14 protein-coding genes and 2 tRNA genes are annotated in these 16,263 nt (G+C 60.5%); 15 read left to right on the top strand and 1 reads right to left on the bottom strand.

Annotation, left to right across the window (positions count from 1 at the left end):
- Positions 1-6: 6 nt before the first annotated feature.
- From carB to VC352_RS18280, 3 genes are read left to right on the top strand one after another with little or no spacing between them, the layout of a single operon-like run.
- Positions 7-3,228 carry a carbamoyl-phosphate synthase large subunit gene (gene carB, locus VC352_RS18290; RefSeq protein ID WP_099526107.1) on the top strand — a complete coding sequence of 1,074 codons (3,222 nt, stop codon included), beginning with the start codon at positions 7-9 and terminating at the stop codon, positions 3,226-3,228.
- Positions 3,225-3,701, top strand: coding sequence for a transcription elongation factor GreA (gene greA, locus VC352_RS18285; RefSeq protein WP_322980943.1), 477 nt, complete (start codon positions 3,225-3,227; stop codon positions 3,699-3,701). Before carB ends, greA begins: the two co-directional genes overlap by 4 nt.
- On the top strand, positions 3,679-4,116 hold the full coding sequence (locus tag VC352_RS18280; RefSeq protein WP_322980942.1) for a DUF4149 domain-containing protein: 438 nt from the start codon (positions 3,679-3,681) through the stop codon (positions 4,114-4,116). The genes greA and VC352_RS18280 overlap by 23 nt, the downstream gene beginning before the upstream one ends.
- 137 nt (positions 4,117-4,253) lie before the next feature.
- On the opposite strand, the gene yhbY is transcribed toward VC352_RS18280, so the two are convergent.
- Positions 4,254-4,565 carry a ribosome assembly RNA-binding protein YhbY gene (gene yhbY / locus VC352_RS18275; protein WP_322980941.1) on the bottom strand — a complete coding sequence of 104 codons (312 nt, stop codon included), beginning with the start codon at positions 4,563-4,565 and terminating at the stop codon, positions 4,254-4,256.
- A 91-nt stretch (positions 4,566-4,656) separates the two neighbouring features.
- Here yhbY and rlmE point away from each other — a divergent pair, with 91 nt between their 5' ends.
- The 12 genes from rlmE to rbfA all read left to right on the top strand — a co-directional run bounded on the left by rlmE (position 4,657) and on the right by rbfA (position 16,261).
- A complete protein-coding gene (gene rlmE / locus VC352_RS18270; RefSeq protein ID WP_322980940.1) occupies positions 4,657-5,280 on the top strand; it encodes a 23S rRNA (uridine(2552)-2'-O)-methyltransferase RlmE in 624 nt (207 codons plus the stop codon).
- 173 nt (positions 5,281-5,453) lie between these two features.
- Positions 5,454-7,364, top strand: a complete 1,911-nt coding sequence (ftsH, locus tag VC352_RS18265; protein WP_322980939.1) for an ATP-dependent zinc metalloprotease FtsH — start codon at positions 5,454-5,456, stop codon at positions 7,362-7,364.
- A gap of 9 nt (positions 7,365-7,373) precedes the next feature.
- Positions 7,374-8,225, top strand: a complete 852-nt coding sequence (folP, locus tag VC352_RS18260) for a dihydropteroate synthase (protein ID WP_322980938.1) — start codon at positions 7,374-7,376, stop codon at positions 8,223-8,225.
- Between the two features lie 13 nt (positions 8,226-8,238).
- Positions 8,239-9,576 carry a phosphoglucosamine mutase gene (glmM, locus tag VC352_RS18255; protein ID WP_322980937.1) on the top strand — a complete coding sequence of 446 codons (1,338 nt, stop codon included), beginning with the start codon at positions 8,239-8,241 and terminating at the stop codon, positions 9,574-9,576.
- A gap of 65 nt (positions 9,577-9,641) precedes the next feature.
- Positions 9,642-10,397: a triose-phosphate isomerase gene (tpiA, locus tag VC352_RS18250; protein ID WP_322980936.1), complete on the top strand. Its 756-nt coding sequence runs from the start codon at positions 9,642-9,644 to the stop codon at positions 10,395-10,397.
- A 3-nt stretch (positions 10,398-10,400) separates the two neighbouring features.
- Positions 10,401-10,781, top strand: coding sequence for a preprotein translocase subunit SecG (secG, locus tag VC352_RS18245; protein WP_322980935.1), 381 nt, complete (start codon positions 10,401-10,403; stop codon positions 10,779-10,781).
- 7 nt (positions 10,782-10,788) lie between these two features.
- Positions 10,789-10,874 (top strand) — tRNA-Leu (locus tag VC352_RS18240).
- A 96-nt stretch (positions 10,875-10,970) separates the two neighbouring features.
- Positions 10,971-11,047 (top strand) — tRNA-Met (locus tag VC352_RS18235).
- 129 nt (positions 11,048-11,176) lie between these two features.
- Complete coding sequence (rimP, locus tag VC352_RS18230) at positions 11,177-11,635, top strand: ribosome maturation factor RimP (RefSeq protein WP_268181611.1); 459 nt, start codon at positions 11,177-11,179, stop codon at positions 11,633-11,635.
- Positions 11,636-11,754: 119 nt separating this feature from the next.
- The gene (gene nusA / locus VC352_RS18225; protein ID WP_322980934.1) at positions 11,755-13,236 is read left to right on the top strand and encodes a transcription termination factor NusA; all 1,482 of its coding nucleotides are present in this window, start codon (positions 11,755-11,757) and stop codon (positions 13,234-13,236) included.
- A gap of 27 nt (positions 13,237-13,263) precedes the next feature.
- Positions 13,264-15,756 carry a translation initiation factor IF-2 gene (gene infB / locus VC352_RS18220; protein WP_322980933.1) on the top strand — a complete coding sequence of 831 codons (2,493 nt, stop codon included), beginning with the start codon at positions 13,264-13,266 and terminating at the stop codon, positions 15,754-15,756.
- A gap of 112 nt (positions 15,757-15,868) precedes the next feature.
- Positions 15,869-16,261, top strand: a complete 393-nt coding sequence (rbfA, locus tag VC352_RS18215) for a 30S ribosome-binding factor RbfA (RefSeq protein WP_159973478.1) — start codon at positions 15,869-15,871, stop codon at positions 16,259-16,261.
- The last annotated feature ends 2 nt before the right edge of the window (positions 16,262-16,263 follow it).

The following is a 16,263-nucleotide window of genomic DNA, read 5'->3' as shown; positions in this document are numbered from 1 at the left end:
AAGACCATGCCAAAACGTACAGACATCAAAAGCATCCTGATCCTCGGCGCCGGCCCCATCGTCATCGGCCAGGCCTGTGAGTTCGACTACTCCGGCGCCCAGGCGTGCAAGGCGCTGAAGGAAGAAGGTTTCCGCGTCATTCTGGTGAACTCCAACCCGGCCACCATCATGACCGACCCGTCGATGGCCGACGCCACCTACATCGAGCCGATCAAGTGGGCCACCGTGGCCAAGATCATCGAGAAGGAGCGTCCGGACGCACTGCTGCCGACCATGGGCGGCCAGACCGCGCTGAACTGCGCACTGGATCTGGAGCGTCACGGCGTGCTGGAGAAGTTCGGCGTCGAGATGATCGGTGCCAACGCCGACACCATCGACAAGGCCGAAGACCGCTCGCGCTTCGACCGGGCGATGAAGGACATCGGCCTGGCCTGCCCGCGCTCTGGCATCGCCCACAGCATGGAAGAAGCCTACGGCGTGCTGGAGATGGTGGGTTTCCCCTGCATCATCCGCCCCAGCTTCACCATGGGTGGTACCGGCGGCGGCATCGCCTACAACCGTGAAGAGTTCGAGGAAATCTGTGCCCGTGGTCTGGATCTGTCGCCGACCAACGAGCTGCTGATCGACGAGTCGTTGATCGGCTGGAAGGAATACGAGATGGAGGTGGTCCGCGACAAGAAGGACAACTGCATTATCGTCTGCTCCATCGAGAACTTCGACCCGATGGGCGTACACACCGGCGACTCGATCACCGTTGCTCCTGCGCAGACCCTGACCGACAAGGAATACCAGATCATGCGCAACGCCTCTCTGGCGGTGCTGCGTGAGATCGGCGTTGAAACCGGCGGCTCCAACGTGCAGTTCGGCATCTGCCCGAACACCGGGCGCATGGTGGTGATCGAGATGAACCCGCGCGTGTCGCGTTCCTCGGCGCTGGCCTCCAAGGCCACCGGCTTCCCGATTGCCAAGATCGCTGCCAAGCTGGCTGTCGGTTACACCCTCGACGAGCTGAGCAACGACATCACCGGCGGTCGTACCCCGGCCTCCTTCGAACCGGCCATCGACTACGTGGTGACCAAGGTTCCGCGCTTCGCCTTCGAGAAATTCCCCAAGGCCGACGCTCGCCTGACCACCCAGATGAAGTCCGTGGGTGAGGTCATGGCCATCGGCCGTACCTTCCAGGAGTCGATGCAGAAAGCCCTGCGCGGCCTGGAAGTCGGCGTTGCCGGCTTCGATCCGAAGCTCGATCTGAATGACCCGGAAGCCGAGAGCACCCTGCGTCGCGAGCTGACCGTGCCCAGCGCTGACCGCATCTGGTACGTGGCCGATGCCTTCCGTGCCGGCAAGACCGTCGCCGAAGTGTTCGAGCTGACCCGTATCGACGAGTGGTTCCTGGTGCAGATCGAAGATCTGATCAAGGACGAAGCCACCGTGCAGACTCTCGGTCTGTCGGCTATCGACTACGACCTGATGTTCAAACTCAAGCGCAAGGGTTTCTCCGATGCGCGTCTGGCCAAGTTGCTGGGCGTTTCCGAGAAGAGCCTGCGTGCTCACCGCCACAAGCTGAAAGTGCTGCCGGTGTACAAGCGCGTCGATACCTGCGCCGCCGAATTTGCCACCGACACCGCCTACATGTACTCCACCTACGAGGAAGAGTGCGAGGCCAACCCGAGCGGTCGCGACAAGATCATGATCCTCGGCGGCGGTCCTAACCGTATCGGCCAGGGCATCGAGTTCGACTACTGCTGCGTGCACGCGGCGCTGGCCATGCGTGAAGACGGTTTCGAGACCATCATGGTCAACTGCAACCCTGAAACCGTTTCCACCGACTACGACACCTCTGATCGCCTGTACTTCGAACCGGTGACCCTGGAAGACGTACTGGAAATCGTCCGCGTCGAACAGCCGAAAGGCGTGATCGTCCAGTATGGCGGTCAGACTCCGCTGAAGATCTGCCGCGCCCTGGAAGAAGCGGGCGTACCGATCATCGGCACCAGCCCTGAGGCCATCGACCGCGCCGAAGACCGCGAGCGCTTCCAGCAGATGGTGCAGCGCCTGAACCTGCGTCAGCCGGCCAACGCCACTGCGCGCAGCGAAGACGAGGCCCTGGCCCTGTCGAAGAACATCGGTTACCCGATGGTGGTGCGTCCGTCCTACGTACTGGGCGGCCGGGCGATGGAAATCGTCTACCAGGAAGAAGAGCTCAAGCGCTACATGCGCGAAGCGGTGAAAGTGTCCAACGACAGCCCGGTGCTGCTGGATCGCTTCCTCAACTGCGCCATCGAAGTGGACGTGGATGCGGTCAGCGACGGCGAAACCGTGGTCATCGGCGCGATCATGCAGCACATCGAACAGGCCGGCGTGCACTCCGGTGACTCCGCCTGCTCGCTGCCGCCTTACTCGCTGCCGGCACATATCCAGGACGAGATCCGCGAGCAGGTCAAGAAGATGGCTCTGGAGTTGGGGGTGATCGGCCTGATGAACGTGCAGATGGCCGTGCAGGGCGAAGACATCTACGTCATCGAAGTGAACCCGCGTGCCTCGCGTACCGTGCCGTTCGTTTCCAAGTGCGTCGGCGAATCGCTGGCCAAGGTGGCCGCGCGTGTCATGGCCGGCAAGACCCTGGCCGAAGTGGGCTACACCAAGGAAATCATCCCGCCGTTCTTCAGCGTCAAGGAAGCGGTGTTCCCCTTCGCCAAGTTCCCGGGTGTCGACCCGATCCTCGGCCCAGAGATGAAATCCACCGGTGAGGTGATGGGCGTCGGCGACAGCTTCGGTGAGGCCTTCGCCAAGGCGCAGCTGGGTGCCAGCGAGATTCTGCCGAACTCCGGTTGCGCCTTCATCAGCGTGCGCGAGGACGACAAGCCGGAAGCTGTTCAGGTCGCACGTGATCTGGTCGCGCTGGGCTTCGAGGTGGTCGCTACCGCTGGCACGGCCAAGGTGATCGAGGCTGCCGGTCTGCCGGTGCGCCGCGTTAACAAGGTGACCGAGGGTCGTCCGCACGTGGTCGACATGATCAAGAACGACGAAGTCACCCTGATCATCAATACCACCGAGGGGCGTCAGTCCATCGCTGACTCCTACTCGATCCGTCGTAACGCTCTGCAGCACAAGATCTACTGCACCACCACCATCGCGGCGGGGCAGGCGGTCTGTGAGGCGCTCAAGTTCGGTCCCGAGAAGACCGTGCGCCGGCTGCAGGATCTGCATGCAGGAATCAAGGCATGAACAAGTACCCCATGACCGTCCAGGGCGCTCGCGCCCTGGAAGAGGAGCACGCGCACCTGACCAAGGTGGTGCGGCCCAAGCTCAGCCAGGATATCGGTACCGCGCGTGAGCTTGGTGACCTCAAGGAAAATGCCGAGTACCACGCTGCGCGTGAGCAGCAGGGCATGGTCGAGGCGCGAATTCGCGATATCGAAGGTCGTCTGCAGAACGCGGTGATCATCGACGTCACCACCATCGAGCACACCGGCAAGGTGATCTTCGGCACCACCGTGGAGATTGCCAACGTCGAGACTGACGAAAGTGTGGCCTATCAGATCGTTGGCGAAGATGAAGCCGACATCAAGCAGGGCAAGATCTCCGTCGGCTCGCCCATCGCTCGTGCCCTGATCGGCAAGAACGAAGGTGATGTGGTGGCGGTGCAGACCCCCAGTGGCCTGATCGAGTACGAGATTGTCGAAGTCCGCCACATCTAAGCCGCATCAACCGTCGCGGGCCGCTGCCGTTAGTTGGCAGTTGGCCCAAACCCTCTGGGTTGGCGGTTTGTGGGTATTGCAGTTCGTCATCCTGCCGGCCATTGGTCAGGCAGGACTGGCGCCTTTGCTGGTGCAGGAGATTGCCGAGGCACTGACGCCTCTGCTGATCGGGCTCACCGCCGTTTGCGTCGCGGTACAGGCGTTTGCCTTGCTGCGTGTGCAAGGTCTCGCCAGCTTATGGCGCGAGATGCGCGGGCAACTGCTGTTGACCGTCGCAATCATGGCGCTGAGTCATCTGCTGGTGCGCCAATACTGGCCCGAGGCTGAGTACTGGTTGCGCTTCAGCTATCTGGTGATGGCATTTTGCGGATTGATGCTGGTGCTGCAGCCTGTTCCGGGCAAAGAACGGCCCTAGGCACAGGCTACAGGCCGAGCGTCAGTGCTGGCCACCATGAGAGACCAGAAGCATGCTGATAGCCTGTAGCCTGTAGCCTGTAGCCTGTAGCCTGTAGCCTGTAGCCTGTAGCCTGTAGCCTGTAGCCTGTAGCCGCGTTAAACCTGGTAACGAATCACGTTGGACAGGTTACGGTTCGGCTTGGGGTTCTTGCGATAGATCAGGGCGACCTTGCCAATCGACTGTACCAGCTCGGCACGACCGGCCTCGCACAGTGCGGCGATGGCGGCCTGGCGATCTTCGCGCTCGGCGATACGCAATTGCACCTTGATCAATTCGTGATCGTTCAGGGCGCGATCCAGTTCGCCCAGTACGCCCTCGGTCAAACCATTGTCAGCCACGATCAATACAGGTTTCAGGTGGTGGCCGATAGATTTGAATTGTTTCTTCTGCTCTTGAGTGAGCGGCATAATCGTTAGTACCTAATTCGGTCTGGAAAAACGGCGCCTATCTTACCCGACCCCGCGCCGTTATTCATGACCCGTTGAATTCGAGGTTCCAGTGGCACGTTCCAAGACCAGTCCACGTTGGCTGAAAGAGCATTTCGACGACCCGTACGTGAAGATGGCGCAGAAGGACGGCTACCGTTCGCGTGCCAGCTACAAGTTACTGGAAATCCAGGAAAAGGATCGCATTCTGCGTCCTGGCATGACCGTGGTTGACCTGGGGGCTGCCCCCGGTGGCTGGTCGCAGGTCACTAGCCGCGTGATCGGCGACAAGGGCCGGCTGATCGCCTCCGACATTCTCGAGATGGACAGCATCCCCGATGTGGCCTTCATTCAAGGCGACTTCACCGATGACGCGGTGTTCGCACGCATTCTCGAGGCCATTGGCGAAAATCCGGTCGACCTTGTTATTTCCGATATGGCCCCCAATATGAGTGGGGTGAGGGCGGCTGATCAGCCGCGCGCCATGTATCTATGCGAGTTGGCGCTGGATCTGGCCAGTCGTGTGCTCCGGCCCGGCGGTGATTTCCTGATCAAGATTTTCCAGGGTGAGGGCTTCGACCTTTACCACAAGCAGGTGCGCGAAAGTTTCGAGAAGGTGCAGATGCGCAAGCCGCTGTCCTCCCGCGACCGTTCTCGCGAGCAATACCTGCTGGCCCGTGGCTTTCGCGGGGCATGAGGTGAAACCGGTGTCAGCCTTGCTGGTCTCAGAGGCAGAAACCTCATAAAGGGTTACAGACGGCGCCTGCGGGATGCGGGCGTTTGGTGTAAGTTAGATCGGTATATCACTGGTCGTCATGGGAAGCCTGCTTCGCCACGAGGCCTGCTTCAGAGGGTAGCTAATTGAACGACATGGCAAAGAATCTCATCCTGTGGCTGATCATCGCGGCCGTGCTGGTCACCGTGATGAACAACTTCTCCAGCCCGAGCGAGCCGCAGACCCTGAGCTACTCGCAATTCATCGAGCAGGTCAAGGAAGGGCGCGTCGAGCGCGTGACCGTCGACGGCTACGTGATCACTGGCAAGCGTACCGACGGCGAAGGCTTCAAGACCATTCGTCCGGCGATCCAGGATGGCGGCCTGATCGGTGACCTGATCGACAACAACGTGGTCATCGAAGGCAAGCAGCCCGAGCAGCAGAGCATCTGGACTCAGTTGCTGGTCGCCAGCTTCCCGATTCTGGTGATCATTGCGGTGTTCATGTTCTTCATGCGCCAGATGCAGGGCGGTGCCGGCGGCAAGGGCGGCCCGATGAGCTTCGGCAAGTCCAAGGCGCGCCTGCTTTCCGAAGATCAGGTCAAGACCACCCTGGCTGATGTCGCCGGCTGCGATGAAGCCAAGGAAGAGGTCGGCGAGCTGGTCGAGTTCCTCCGCGATCCGGGCAAGTTCCAGCGCCTGGGTGGTCGCATCCCGCGTGGCGTACTGATGGTCGGCCCGCCCGGTACCGGTAAGACCCTGCTGGCCAAGGCCATTGCTGGCGAAGCCAAGGTTCCGTTCTTCACCATCTCCGGCTCCGACTTCGTCGAGATGTTCGTGGGCGTGGGTGCCTCGCGTGTGCGGGACATGTTCGACCAGGCCAAGAAGCACGCCCCTTGCATCATCTTCATCGACGAAATCGACGCGGTCGGTCGCCATCGTGGCGCTGGCATGGGCGGTGGTCATGACGAGCGTGAGCAGACCCTCAACCAGTTGCTGGTGGAGATGGATGGTTTCGAGATGAACGATGGCATCATTGTCATCGCCGCAACCAACCGTCCGGACGTGCTCGACCCTGCGCTGCTGCGTCCCGGTCGTTTCGATCGTCAGGTCGTGGTTGGCCTGCCGGACATCCGCGGTCGCGAGCAGATTCTCAAGGTGCACATGCGCAAAGTGCCGATGGGCGATGATGTCGACGCCTCCGTGATCGCGCGCGGTACCCCGGGTTTCTCCGGTGCTGACCTGGCCAACCTGGTCAACGAAGCCTCGCTGTTCGCCGCTCGCAATGGCAAGCGTCTGGTCGAGATGAAGGAATTCGAACTGGCCAAGGACAAGATCATGATGGGCGCCGAGCGCAAGACCATGGTCATGTCCGACAAGGAAAAGCTCAATACGGCTTATCACGAGGCAGGTCATGCCATCGTCGGTCGTCTGGTTCCCGAGCATGACCCTGTTTACAAGGTCACCATCATCCCGCGCGGTCGTGCGCTGGGTGTGACCATGTTCCTGCCGGAAGAAGATCGCTACAGCCTGAGCAAGCGTGCCTTGACCAGCCAGATCTGCTCGCTGTTCGGTGGGCGTATCGCCGAGGAAATGACCCTGGGCTTCGATGGCGTTACCACTGGCGCCTCGAACGACATAATGCGTGCGACCCAGTTGGCCAAGAACATGGTTACCAAGTGGGGTTTGTCCGAGAAGCTCGGTCCGCTGATGTATGCCGAAGAGGAAGGCGAGGTTTTCCTTGGTCGCAGCATGGGCAGCCAGCACAGCAACGTTTCCGGTGAAACGGCCAAGCTGATCGACGAAGAAGTGCGTCGCATCATCGACGAGAGCTACGCCACTGCCAAGCAGCTGCTGGTCGACAACCGCGACAAGCTCGATGCCATGGCCGAAGCACTGATGAAGTACGAGACCATCGATGCCGATCAGATCGAGGACATCATGAGTGGTCGGGAGCCGCGCGAACCCCGTGGTTGGGGTGATGGCGACTCTGGCAAGCCTCAGGCCAAGTCTGATGAAGGCACGCGTCCCGAAGCTCCGATTGGCGGCCCCGCTGCCGAACACTAAGGTTCATCGATGTCCGATGTGCAACTGCCGAGCCGGCTACCTTGTGGTAGCCGGCTTCTTGATTTGTCCCGTCCGCAAGTGATGGGGATTCTCAATGTCACGCCCGATTCCTTTTCCGATGGCGGCCGCTTCGCGCAGCGTGATGCTGCCCTGCGGCATGCCGAGGCAATGGTTGCCGCAGGTGCGTCTCTGATCGATGTCGGTGGCGAATCGACGCGGCCTGGTGCGCGTGCGGTCTCGCCTACCGAGGAGCTCGAGCGCGTGGCGCCGGTGGTCGAGGCGATCGCTCGCGAGCTGGACGTGATCATTTCCGTCGATACCTCGACGCCAGCGGTGATGCGCGAGAGTGCACGGCTCGGTGCCGGGCTGATCAACGACGTGCGTTCGCTGCAGCGTGACGGCGCCCTGGACGCTGCAGCTGATACCGGTCTGCCGGTCTGTCTGATGCATATGCGCGGTGAGCCCGGCAACATGCAGGACGATCCGCGCTATCCGGACATTCTCGACGAGGTGCAGGGCTTTCTGTCCGAGCGCATGGCTGCTTGCGCGGCGGCGGGTATAGCGGCTGAGCGCATCGTGCTCGATCCGGGGTTCGGTTTCGCCAAGACGCTCGAGCATAATCTTTCGCTGTTTCGCCGCATGGATTGTCTGCATGCCTTGGGTCGGCCGCTGCTGGTCGGTGTTTCGCGCAAGAGCATGATTGGCAAGGTGCTGGGGCACGAGGTCGGGGGGCGCCTGTATGGCAGTCTGGCCCTGGCTGCGCTGGCGTTGACCAAGGGCGCTCATATTCTGCGTGTGCATGATGTCCCTGAAACGGTCGACGTGGTGCGCATGATCGCTGCGGTTGAAGCGGCGCAATAAAAAGGAATTGGTAATGACCAGAAAATACTTTGGCACCGATGGCATTCGTGGGCGCGTTGGTGAGTTCCCGATCACTCCAGATTTCGTGCTTAAGCTGGGTTGGGCTGCCGGCATGGCGTTTCGTAAGCAGGGCAAGTGTCGCATCCTCATCGGCAAGGACACGCGCATCTCCGGCTACATGTTCGAGTCGGCTCTGGAGGCCGGTCTGGCGGCTGCGGGTGCTGATGTGCAGTTGCTTGGTCCGATGCCCACGCCTGCTATTGCCTACCTGACGCGTACCTTCCAGGCCGATGCCGGCATCGTCATCAGTGCATCGCACAACCCGCATGACGATAACGGCATCAAGTTCTTCTCCAGTGAAGGCACCAAGTTGCCCGATGATGTCGAGCTGATGATCGAAGAGTTGCTCGATCAGCCGATGACCGTGGTGGAGTCGGCTGCGATCGGCAAGGCTTCGCGCATCAACGATGCATCTGGGCGCTACATCGAGTTCTGCAAGAGCAGCGTGTCCACCGGCACCAACTTCAAGCACCTGAAAATCGTTGTCGACTGCGCCCATGGTGCGGCCTACAAGGTCGCGCCCAGCGTGTTCCGCGAATTGGGTGCCGAGGTCAAGGTCATGGCGGCGCAGCCGGATGGCCTCAATATCAACCATGAGTGTGGCTCGACGCATATCGCCGGGCTGCAGGCCGAGGTGTTGGCTCAGGGGGCCGACCTCGGCATCGCCTTCGATGGTGACGCCGATCGCGTGATGATGGTCGATCACACCGGTACCGTGGTCGATGGTGACGAGCTGCTGTTCATCATTGCCCGTGATCTGCATGAGCGCGGACGCCTGCATGGCGGCGTGGTTGGTACGCTGATGAGCAATTTGGGGCTGGAGTTGGCGCTGGCTGAGCTGAATATCCCGTTCGTTCGTGCCAAGGTCGGGGATCGCTATGTCATTGCCGAACTGATGGCGCGCAACTGGCTGCTGGGTGGCGAAAACTCCGGGCACCTGGTGTGCTTCCAGCACACCACCACGGGCGATGCGATTATCGCCGCGCTACAGGTATTGGTGGCGCTCAAGCGTCGTGACCAGTCGCTGGCCGAAGCGCGCATGGGGGTCAAGAAGTGCCCGCAGGTGCTGCTCAATGTGCGTTTCTCGGGCGAGTTCGATCCGCTTGAGCATCCTTCGGTTAAGGATGCGTGCGCGCGGGTTACCGAGCGCATGGCGGGGCGTGGCCGAGTATTGTTGCGCAAGTCTGGTACCGAGCCGCTGCTGCGGGTGATGGTCGAAGGCGATGACGAGACGGCCGTGCGAAGCTATGCCGATGAATTGGCTAAGATTGTTGCTGAAGTCTGTGCATGATTGAGCTTGCTACCCGAATAGCTCTTGGGTAACATCTGCGCCCTCTTTGATCGACGAGGTAAAGCATGCGTCGCCCCTTGGTTGCAGGTAACTGGAAAATGCACGGTACCCGCGCCAGCGTCGCAGAGCTGATCGAAGGGCTGAGTCAGCAAGTGCTGTCTGCTGATATCGATGTAGCGGTGTTTCCCTCGAGTCTGCACATTGCTCAGGTCGTTCAAGGTCTGGGTGATAAAGCGGTGAAAGTGGGTGCGCAGGATTGCGCAGCGCAAGCCGAGCAGGGCGCTTTGACTGGTGAGCTGGCGACGAGTCAGTTGGTCGATGTGGGTTGCGAGTTTGTGCTGGTCGGTCACTCCGAGCGTCGTCTAATTCTGGGCGAAAGCGATGAAGTGGTCGTTCGCAAGTTTGCAGCCGTACAGGCAGCTGGATTGGTTCCGGTGCTTTGTCTCGGTGAGACCCGTGAGCAGCGTGAGGCGGGCGCGACGCTGGATGTAGTGGGTGGTCAGTTGGCCGCGGTGATCGATGCTCTGGGTGTCGAGTCGCTGAAGAGAGCTGTAGTTGCCTATGAGCCTGTTTGGGCCATTGGCACCGGTTTGACCGCTACGCCGGAGCAGGCTCAGGAAGTACATGCAGCAATACGTGCGCAGGTCGCGCTGCTGGATGTCGATGTGGCAGATGGTCTGAGAATTCTTTATGGCGGCAGTGTCAAGGCCGCCAGTGCTGCCGAGTTGTTCGGTATGCAGGATATCGATGGGGGGCTTGTGGGCGGAGCCTCTCTGAATGCGGATGAATTCGGTGCGATCTGTCGCGCTGCAGGAAACTGAAGAATGCTGGAAACAGTCGTAGTGGTTCTGCATCTGATCGGTGCAATCGGTATTGTCGCGCTGGTTTTGGTTCAGCAGGGCAAGGGTGCTGATGCGGGTGCGTCTTTTGGTTCGGGTGCTTCGGCAACTGTATTCGGAAGCCAAGGTTCCTCTACCTTTTTGAGTAAGTTTACTGGTATACTCGCTGCAGCTTTTTTCATTACTAGCTTGGGCTTAGCGTTCTTTGCTAAAGAAAAAGCTGAAGCACTGACTCAAGTTGGGCTTCCTGATCCTGCGGTTATGGAAGTTCAACAAAAACCGGTCGTCGAAGACGTTCCGGTGCTCGAAGAGCAAAAGGCACCTGCATCCGATGCGTCGGACGTGCCGGAGGCTCCAAAGCAGTAACCGTTTTGCCGAGGTGGTGGAATTGGTAGACACGCTACCTTGAGGTGGTAGTGGCCATAGGCTGTAGGGGTTCGAGTCCCCTCCTCGGTACCATATAAAAGAAGGCCCGCAGTTCGCGGGCTTTCTTGTTTTTCGGAGTGTTGGTTGACCCTCGTAGGGGGCGGCCTTATAATTCCGGCCCAGCTTTGGCGCGGGGTGGAGCAGTCTGGTAGCTCGTCGGGCTCATAACCCGAAGGTCGTTGGTTCAAATCCAGCCCCCGCAACCAGTTTCAGCAGGCCCCTTTTCAGGGGCCTTTTGCTAGCTGGAAGACAACGTCCGCCAGACTTCGTGGCGGTTTGAAGGGATGGGCGTTTCGCCCATTTTTTATTTGCACAGCATGCACGAGGGCCGTTAAGTGTCGAGCAAGCTAGAACAGTTGCAGGCCTTGTTGGCCCCGGTAGTCGAAGCACTCGGCTATCAATGCTGGGGCATCGAGTTCCTGTCGCAGGGGCGTCATTCGCTGCTGCGTGTCTATATCGACAAGGCTGATGGCATCCTGATCGACGATTGCGAGATCGTCAGTCGTCAGCTCAGTGGTGTACTGGATGTCGAAGATCCGATCACATCGGAGTACACCCTGGAAGTTTCCTCTCCTGGCATGGATCGGCCGCTGTTCACACTCGAACAGTTCGCGGCGCATGTCGGTGAGCAGGCAAAGATCAAGCTGCGCTCGCCCTTCGAGGGGCGTCGCAACTTTCAGGGTCTTCTCCGTGGTGTGGAGGAGCAGGACGTGGTGGTACAGGTGGATGACCACGAATACCTGCTGCCGATCGATCTGATCGACAAGGCCAACATCATCCCCCGGTTTGATTGAGACGCGGATCCCGTGTCGTTGGGCAACTGTCCTGTCTGCGTAATGAGTGCAGACCAGCGACGGAGTGCTGACGAGGCGGGTCGCGCAGATCCAATGGATTGCGAAAGGCGAGGCGTACGATGAGCAAAGAAGTACTGCTAGTTGTTGAGTCGGTATCCAATGAAAAGGGTGTACCGGCCGGCGTGATTTTCGAGGCGCTGGAGCTGGCTCTGGCGACCGCTACCAAAAAGCGTTTCGAGGACGAGGTCGATCTGCGTGTATCGATCAATCGCCAGAACGGCAGCTACGAGACTTTCCGTCGCTGGACCGTGGTCGACGAGTCCGAGTTCGAAGACCCAGCCTACCAGCTGACCGACGACATGCCGCAGGCTGTCGAAGCCAACGCCAAGATCGGTGATGTGCTCGAGGAAAAGGTCGAGTCCATCGAGTTCGGTCGTATCGCCGCGCAAACCGCCAAGCAAGTGATCGTGCAGAAAGTGCGCGAAGCCGAACGTGCTCAGGTAGTCGATGCCTATCGCGAACGTCTGGGCGAGATCATCTCCGGCACCGTGAAGAAGGTCACTCGCGACAACGTCATCGTCGACCTGGGCAACAACGCCGAGGCGCTGCTGGCACGCGAAGACATCATCCCGCGTGAAACCTTCCGAGTCGGCGTGCGTCTGCGTGCCCTGCTCAAGGAAATTCGTACCGAGAACCGTGGCCCTCAGTTGATCCTGTCGCGTACCGCGCCGGAAATGCTGATCGAACTGTTCCGCATCGAAGTGCCGGAAATTGCCGAGGGCCTGATCGAGGTCAAGGGCGCGTCCCGTGATCCGGGTTCGCGTGCCAAGATCGCCGTGCGCTCCAAGGACAAGCGTATCGACCCGCAGGGCGCCTGCATCGGCATGCGCGGCTCGCGTGTTCAGGCCGTTTCCGGTGAGCTGGGTGGCGAGCGCGTCGACATCGTGCTGTGGGACGACAACCCCGCACAGTTCGTGATCAATGCCATGTCGCCGGCTGAGGTGGCTGCGATCATCGTTGACGAAGATGCCCATGCCATGGACATCGCCGTTGGTGAAGACAACCTGGCTCAGGCCATCGGTCGTGGCGGCCAGAACGTACGACTGGCCAGTCAGTTGACCGGCTGGACGCTGAACGTGATGACCGAGGCCGACATCCAGGCCAAGCAACAAGCGGAAACCGGCGACATCATGCAGTCCTTCATCGACGAGCTGGAAGTCGACGAAGAGCTGGCCCAAGTCCTGGTCGAAGAGGGTTTCACCAGTCTCGAAGAGATTGCCTACGTACCCATGGAAGAAATGCTCAGCATCGATGGCTTCGACGAGGAGATCGTCAATGAGCTGCGCGCGCGAGCCAAGGATCGTCTGCTGACCAAGGCGATCGCCAACGAGGAAAAGTTGGCCGATGCCCATCCAGCGGATGACCTGCTGGAAGTCGAGGGTATGGACAAGGCGCTAGCTCTGGAGCTGGCGTTGCGCGGCGTGATTACCCGTGAAGACCTGGCCGAGCAGTCGATTGACGACCTGCTCGACATCGACGGCATCGACGAAGAACGTGCCGGCAAGCTGATCATGGCCGCCCGAGCCCATTGGTTCGAGTAAGCGGTTGCGGCCTGAGGAGAAAGATGCATGACGCAAGTCACGGTGAAAGAACTGGCCAAAGTGGTCGACACCCCGGTTGAACGCCTGCTTCAGCAGATGCGTGAGGCTGGCCTGTCCCACAGTAGTGCCGAACAAGTAGTGACCGACAGTGAGAAACAGGCCCTGCTGGCCCATCTCAAAAGCAGTCACGGCGACAAGGTCGAAGAGCCGCGCAAGATTACCTTGCAGCGCAAGACCACCAGCACCCTCCGGGTGGCTGGCAGCAAGACCATCAGTGTGGAAGTGCGCAAGAAGAAGACCTTCGTCAAGCGCAGCCCCGAAGAGCTCGAGGCCGAGAAGCAGCGCGAGCTGGAAGCCCAGCGCGCCGCTGCCGAGGCCGAGCGTCTGAAGGCCGAGGAAGAAGCCAAGCGCAAGGCCGAAGAAGAGGCCAAACGTCAGGCGGCTGCTCCTGCTGCCGAAGCGCCTGCTCCGGCTGCTGCGCCTGAGCCGGTCGTCAGTGCTCCGGTCGCCGCGCCGGCTACCACTGTCGAGGGCGAGCGCAAGAAAGAAGAAGTGCGTCGCCCCGAGAAGGCGCGCAGCGACGAAGAAGAGCGTCGTGATCGCAAGCATGCGCAGCACCGTCCGACTCTCAAGGAGAAGGCGCCGGCTCCGCGTGTGGCTCCGCGCAGCGTCGACGAGGAAAGCGATGGCTTCCGTCGTGGAGGTCGTGGCAAGTCCAAGATGAAAAAGCGCAACCAGCATGGCTTCCAGACGCCGGCAGGTCCGGTGGTGCGCGAAGTTTCCATCGGCGAGACCATTACCGTTTCGGAACTGGCTCAGCAGATGTCGGTGAAAGCCGCTGAAGTCATCAAGTTCATGTTCAAGATGGGCTCGCCTGCCACCATCAACCAGGTACTGGATCAGGAAACTGCCCAGCTGGTCGCCGAAGAGCTGGGCCACAAGGTCAAGCTGGTCAGTGACAACGCCCTGGAAGATTCCCTGGCCGAGTCGCTGAAGTTCGAAGGCGAGGCTATGTCCCGTGCACCGGTGGTGACCGTCATGGGTCACGTCGACCATGGTAAGACCTCGCTGCTCGACTACATCCGTCGTGCCAAGGTCGCGTCCGGCGAGGCGGGTGGTATCACTCAGCACATCGGCGCCTACCACGTGGAAACCGACCGCGGCATGGTCACCTTCCTCGATACCCCCGGTCACGCTGCGTTCACCCAGATGCGTGCTCGTGGTGCCAAGGCCACCGATATCGTCATTCTCGTCGTCGCCGCTGATGACGGCGTGATGCCGCAGACCCAGGAAGCCGTGCAGCACGCGAAAGCCGCTGGCGTGCCGATCGTGGTCGCGGTGAACAAGATCGACAAGCCAGATGCCAACCCGGACAACATCAAGAACGGCCTGGCCGCGCTCGACGTGATTCCGGAAGAGTGGGGCGGCGATGCACCTTACGTGCATGTGTCGGCCAAAGTCGGTACCGGTATCGACGAACTGCTTGAAGCCGTGCTGCTGCAGGCTGAAGTGCTCGAACTGACCGCTACGCCGAGCGCGCCCGGTCGTGGCGTGGTCGTCGAATCGCGCCTGGACAAGGGCCGTGGCCCGGTGGCTACCGTGCTGGTTCAGGACGGTACCCTGCGTCAGGGCGACATGGTGCTGGTCGGCGTCAACTACGGTCGTGTGCGTGCCATGCTCGACGAGAACGGCAAGCCGATCAAGGAAGCGGGTCCGTCGATCCCGGTCGAGATTCTCGGCCTGGATGGTACGCCGGATGCCGGTGACGAGATGATGGTGGTGGCCGACGAGAAGAAGGCCCGCGAAGTTGCGCTGTTCCGTCAGGGCAAGTTCCGCGAGGTCAAACTGGCTCGTGCCCACGCCGGCAAGCTGGAAAACATCTTCGAGAACATGGGCCAGGAAGAGAAGAAGACCCTCAACATCGTCCTCAAGGCCGACGTTCGTGGTTCTCTGGAAGCTCTGCAGGGCTCGCTCAGCACCCTGGGCAACGACGAAGTGCAAGTGCGTGTGGTCGGTGGCGGTGTCGGTGGTATCACCGAGTCCGATGCCAACCTGGCGCTGGCTTCCAATGCCGTGCTGTTCGGCTTCAACGTCCGTGCTGACGCCGGTGCGCGCAAGATCGTCGAGTCCGAAGGCCTCGACATGCGCTACTACAACGTCATCTACGACATCATCGAAGACGTCAAGAAAGCCCTCACCGGTATGCTCGGCAGCGACGTTCGCGAGAACATCCTGGGTACCGCGGAAGTGCGTGACGTGTTCCGTTCGCCGAAGTTCGGCGCTGTCGCTGGCTGCATGGTCATCGAGGGCACCGTCTACCGCAACCGTCCGATCCGCGTACTGCGCGAGGACGTGGTGATCTTCGAAGGCGAGCTGGAATCGCTGCGTCGCTTCAAGGACGACGTCGCCGAAGTGCGTAATGGCATGGAGTGCGGTATCGGCGTGAAGAGCTACAACGACGTCAAGGTCGGCGACAAGATCGAAGTGTTCGAGAAGGTTCAGGTGGCGCGCAGTCTGTAAGCGCAACCCCTTGACCACGCAACGCCCGGCCCCGCTCAAGCGCGGCCGGGCGTTTGCCGCTTTTACGTCCGCTGCCGATCAGGTGGGCGGGCGAAGGAAAGGTAAGTAAGAAATGGCCAAAGATTACAGCCGTACCCAACGTATCGGCGATCAGATGCAACGCGAGCTTGCCCAGCTCATTCGGCGTGAGGTCAAGGATCCGCGTCTGGGGTTGGTGACCATCACCGCGGTCGATGTCAGTCGTGATATCGGCCACGCTAAAATCTTCATCACTGTCATGGGGCAGGATGACGCCGATGCCGTCAAGGAGAGCCTGAAGGTTCTCAACGACGCTGCCGGTTTTCTGCGCATGCAGCTAGGTAAGGCGATGAAGCTGCGCAGCGTGCCACAGTTGCACTTCCACTACGACGAGAGCGTTCAGCGCGGTGCTCACCTGTCGGCACTGATCGAGCGTGCCGTTGCGGAAGATCGTTTGCACGACGATACCGCGGGTTCCAAGGAGTAAGG

The sequence above is a fragment of the Pseudomonas sp. C11 genome (assembly GCF_034683865.1).
Lineage (GTDB): Bacteria > Pseudomonadota > Gammaproteobacteria > Pseudomonadales > Pseudomonadaceae > Aquipseudomonas.
This window is presented reverse-complemented; position numbering and strand designations above follow the sequence as displayed.

What these genes read in the sequence shown, in the direction of transcription:
- carB (WP_099526107.1), top strand. Translation starts at nt 7, where the DNA reads ATGCCAAAACGTACAGACATCAAAAGCATCCTGATCCTCGGCGCCGGC.
- greA (WP_322980943.1), top strand. Translation starts at nt 3,225, where the DNA reads ATGAACAAGTACCCCATGACCGTCCAGGGCGCTCGCGCCCTGGAAGAG.
- yhbY (WP_322980941.1), bottom strand. Translation starts at nt 4,565, where the DNA reads ATGCCGCTCACTCAAGAGCAGAAGAAACAATTCAAATCTATCGGCCAC.
- ftsH (WP_322980939.1), top strand. Translation starts at nt 5,454, where the DNA reads ATGGCAAAGAATCTCATCCTGTGGCTGATCATCGCGGCCGTGCTGGTC.
- folP (WP_322980938.1), top strand. Translation starts at nt 7,374, where the DNA reads ATGTCCGATGTGCAACTGCCGAGCCGGCTACCTTGTGGTAGCCGGCTT.
- glmM (WP_322980937.1), top strand. Translation starts at nt 8,239, where the DNA reads ATGACCAGAAAATACTTTGGCACCGATGGCATTCGTGGGCGCGTTGGT.
- tpiA (WP_322980936.1), top strand. Translation starts at nt 9,642, where the DNA reads ATGCGTCGCCCCTTGGTTGCAGGTAACTGGAAAATGCACGGTACCCGC.
- secG (WP_322980935.1), top strand. Translation starts at nt 10,401, where the DNA reads ATGCTGGAAACAGTCGTAGTGGTTCTGCATCTGATCGGTGCAATCGGT.
- nusA (WP_322980934.1), top strand. Translation starts at nt 11,755, where the DNA reads ATGAGCAAAGAAGTACTGCTAGTTGTTGAGTCGGTATCCAATGAAAAG.
- infB (WP_322980933.1), top strand. Translation starts at nt 13,264, where the DNA reads ATGACGCAAGTCACGGTGAAAGAACTGGCCAAAGTGGTCGACACCCCG.
- rbfA (WP_159973478.1), top strand. Translation starts at nt 15,869, where the DNA reads ATGGCCAAAGATTACAGCCGTACCCAACGTATCGGCGATCAGATGCAA.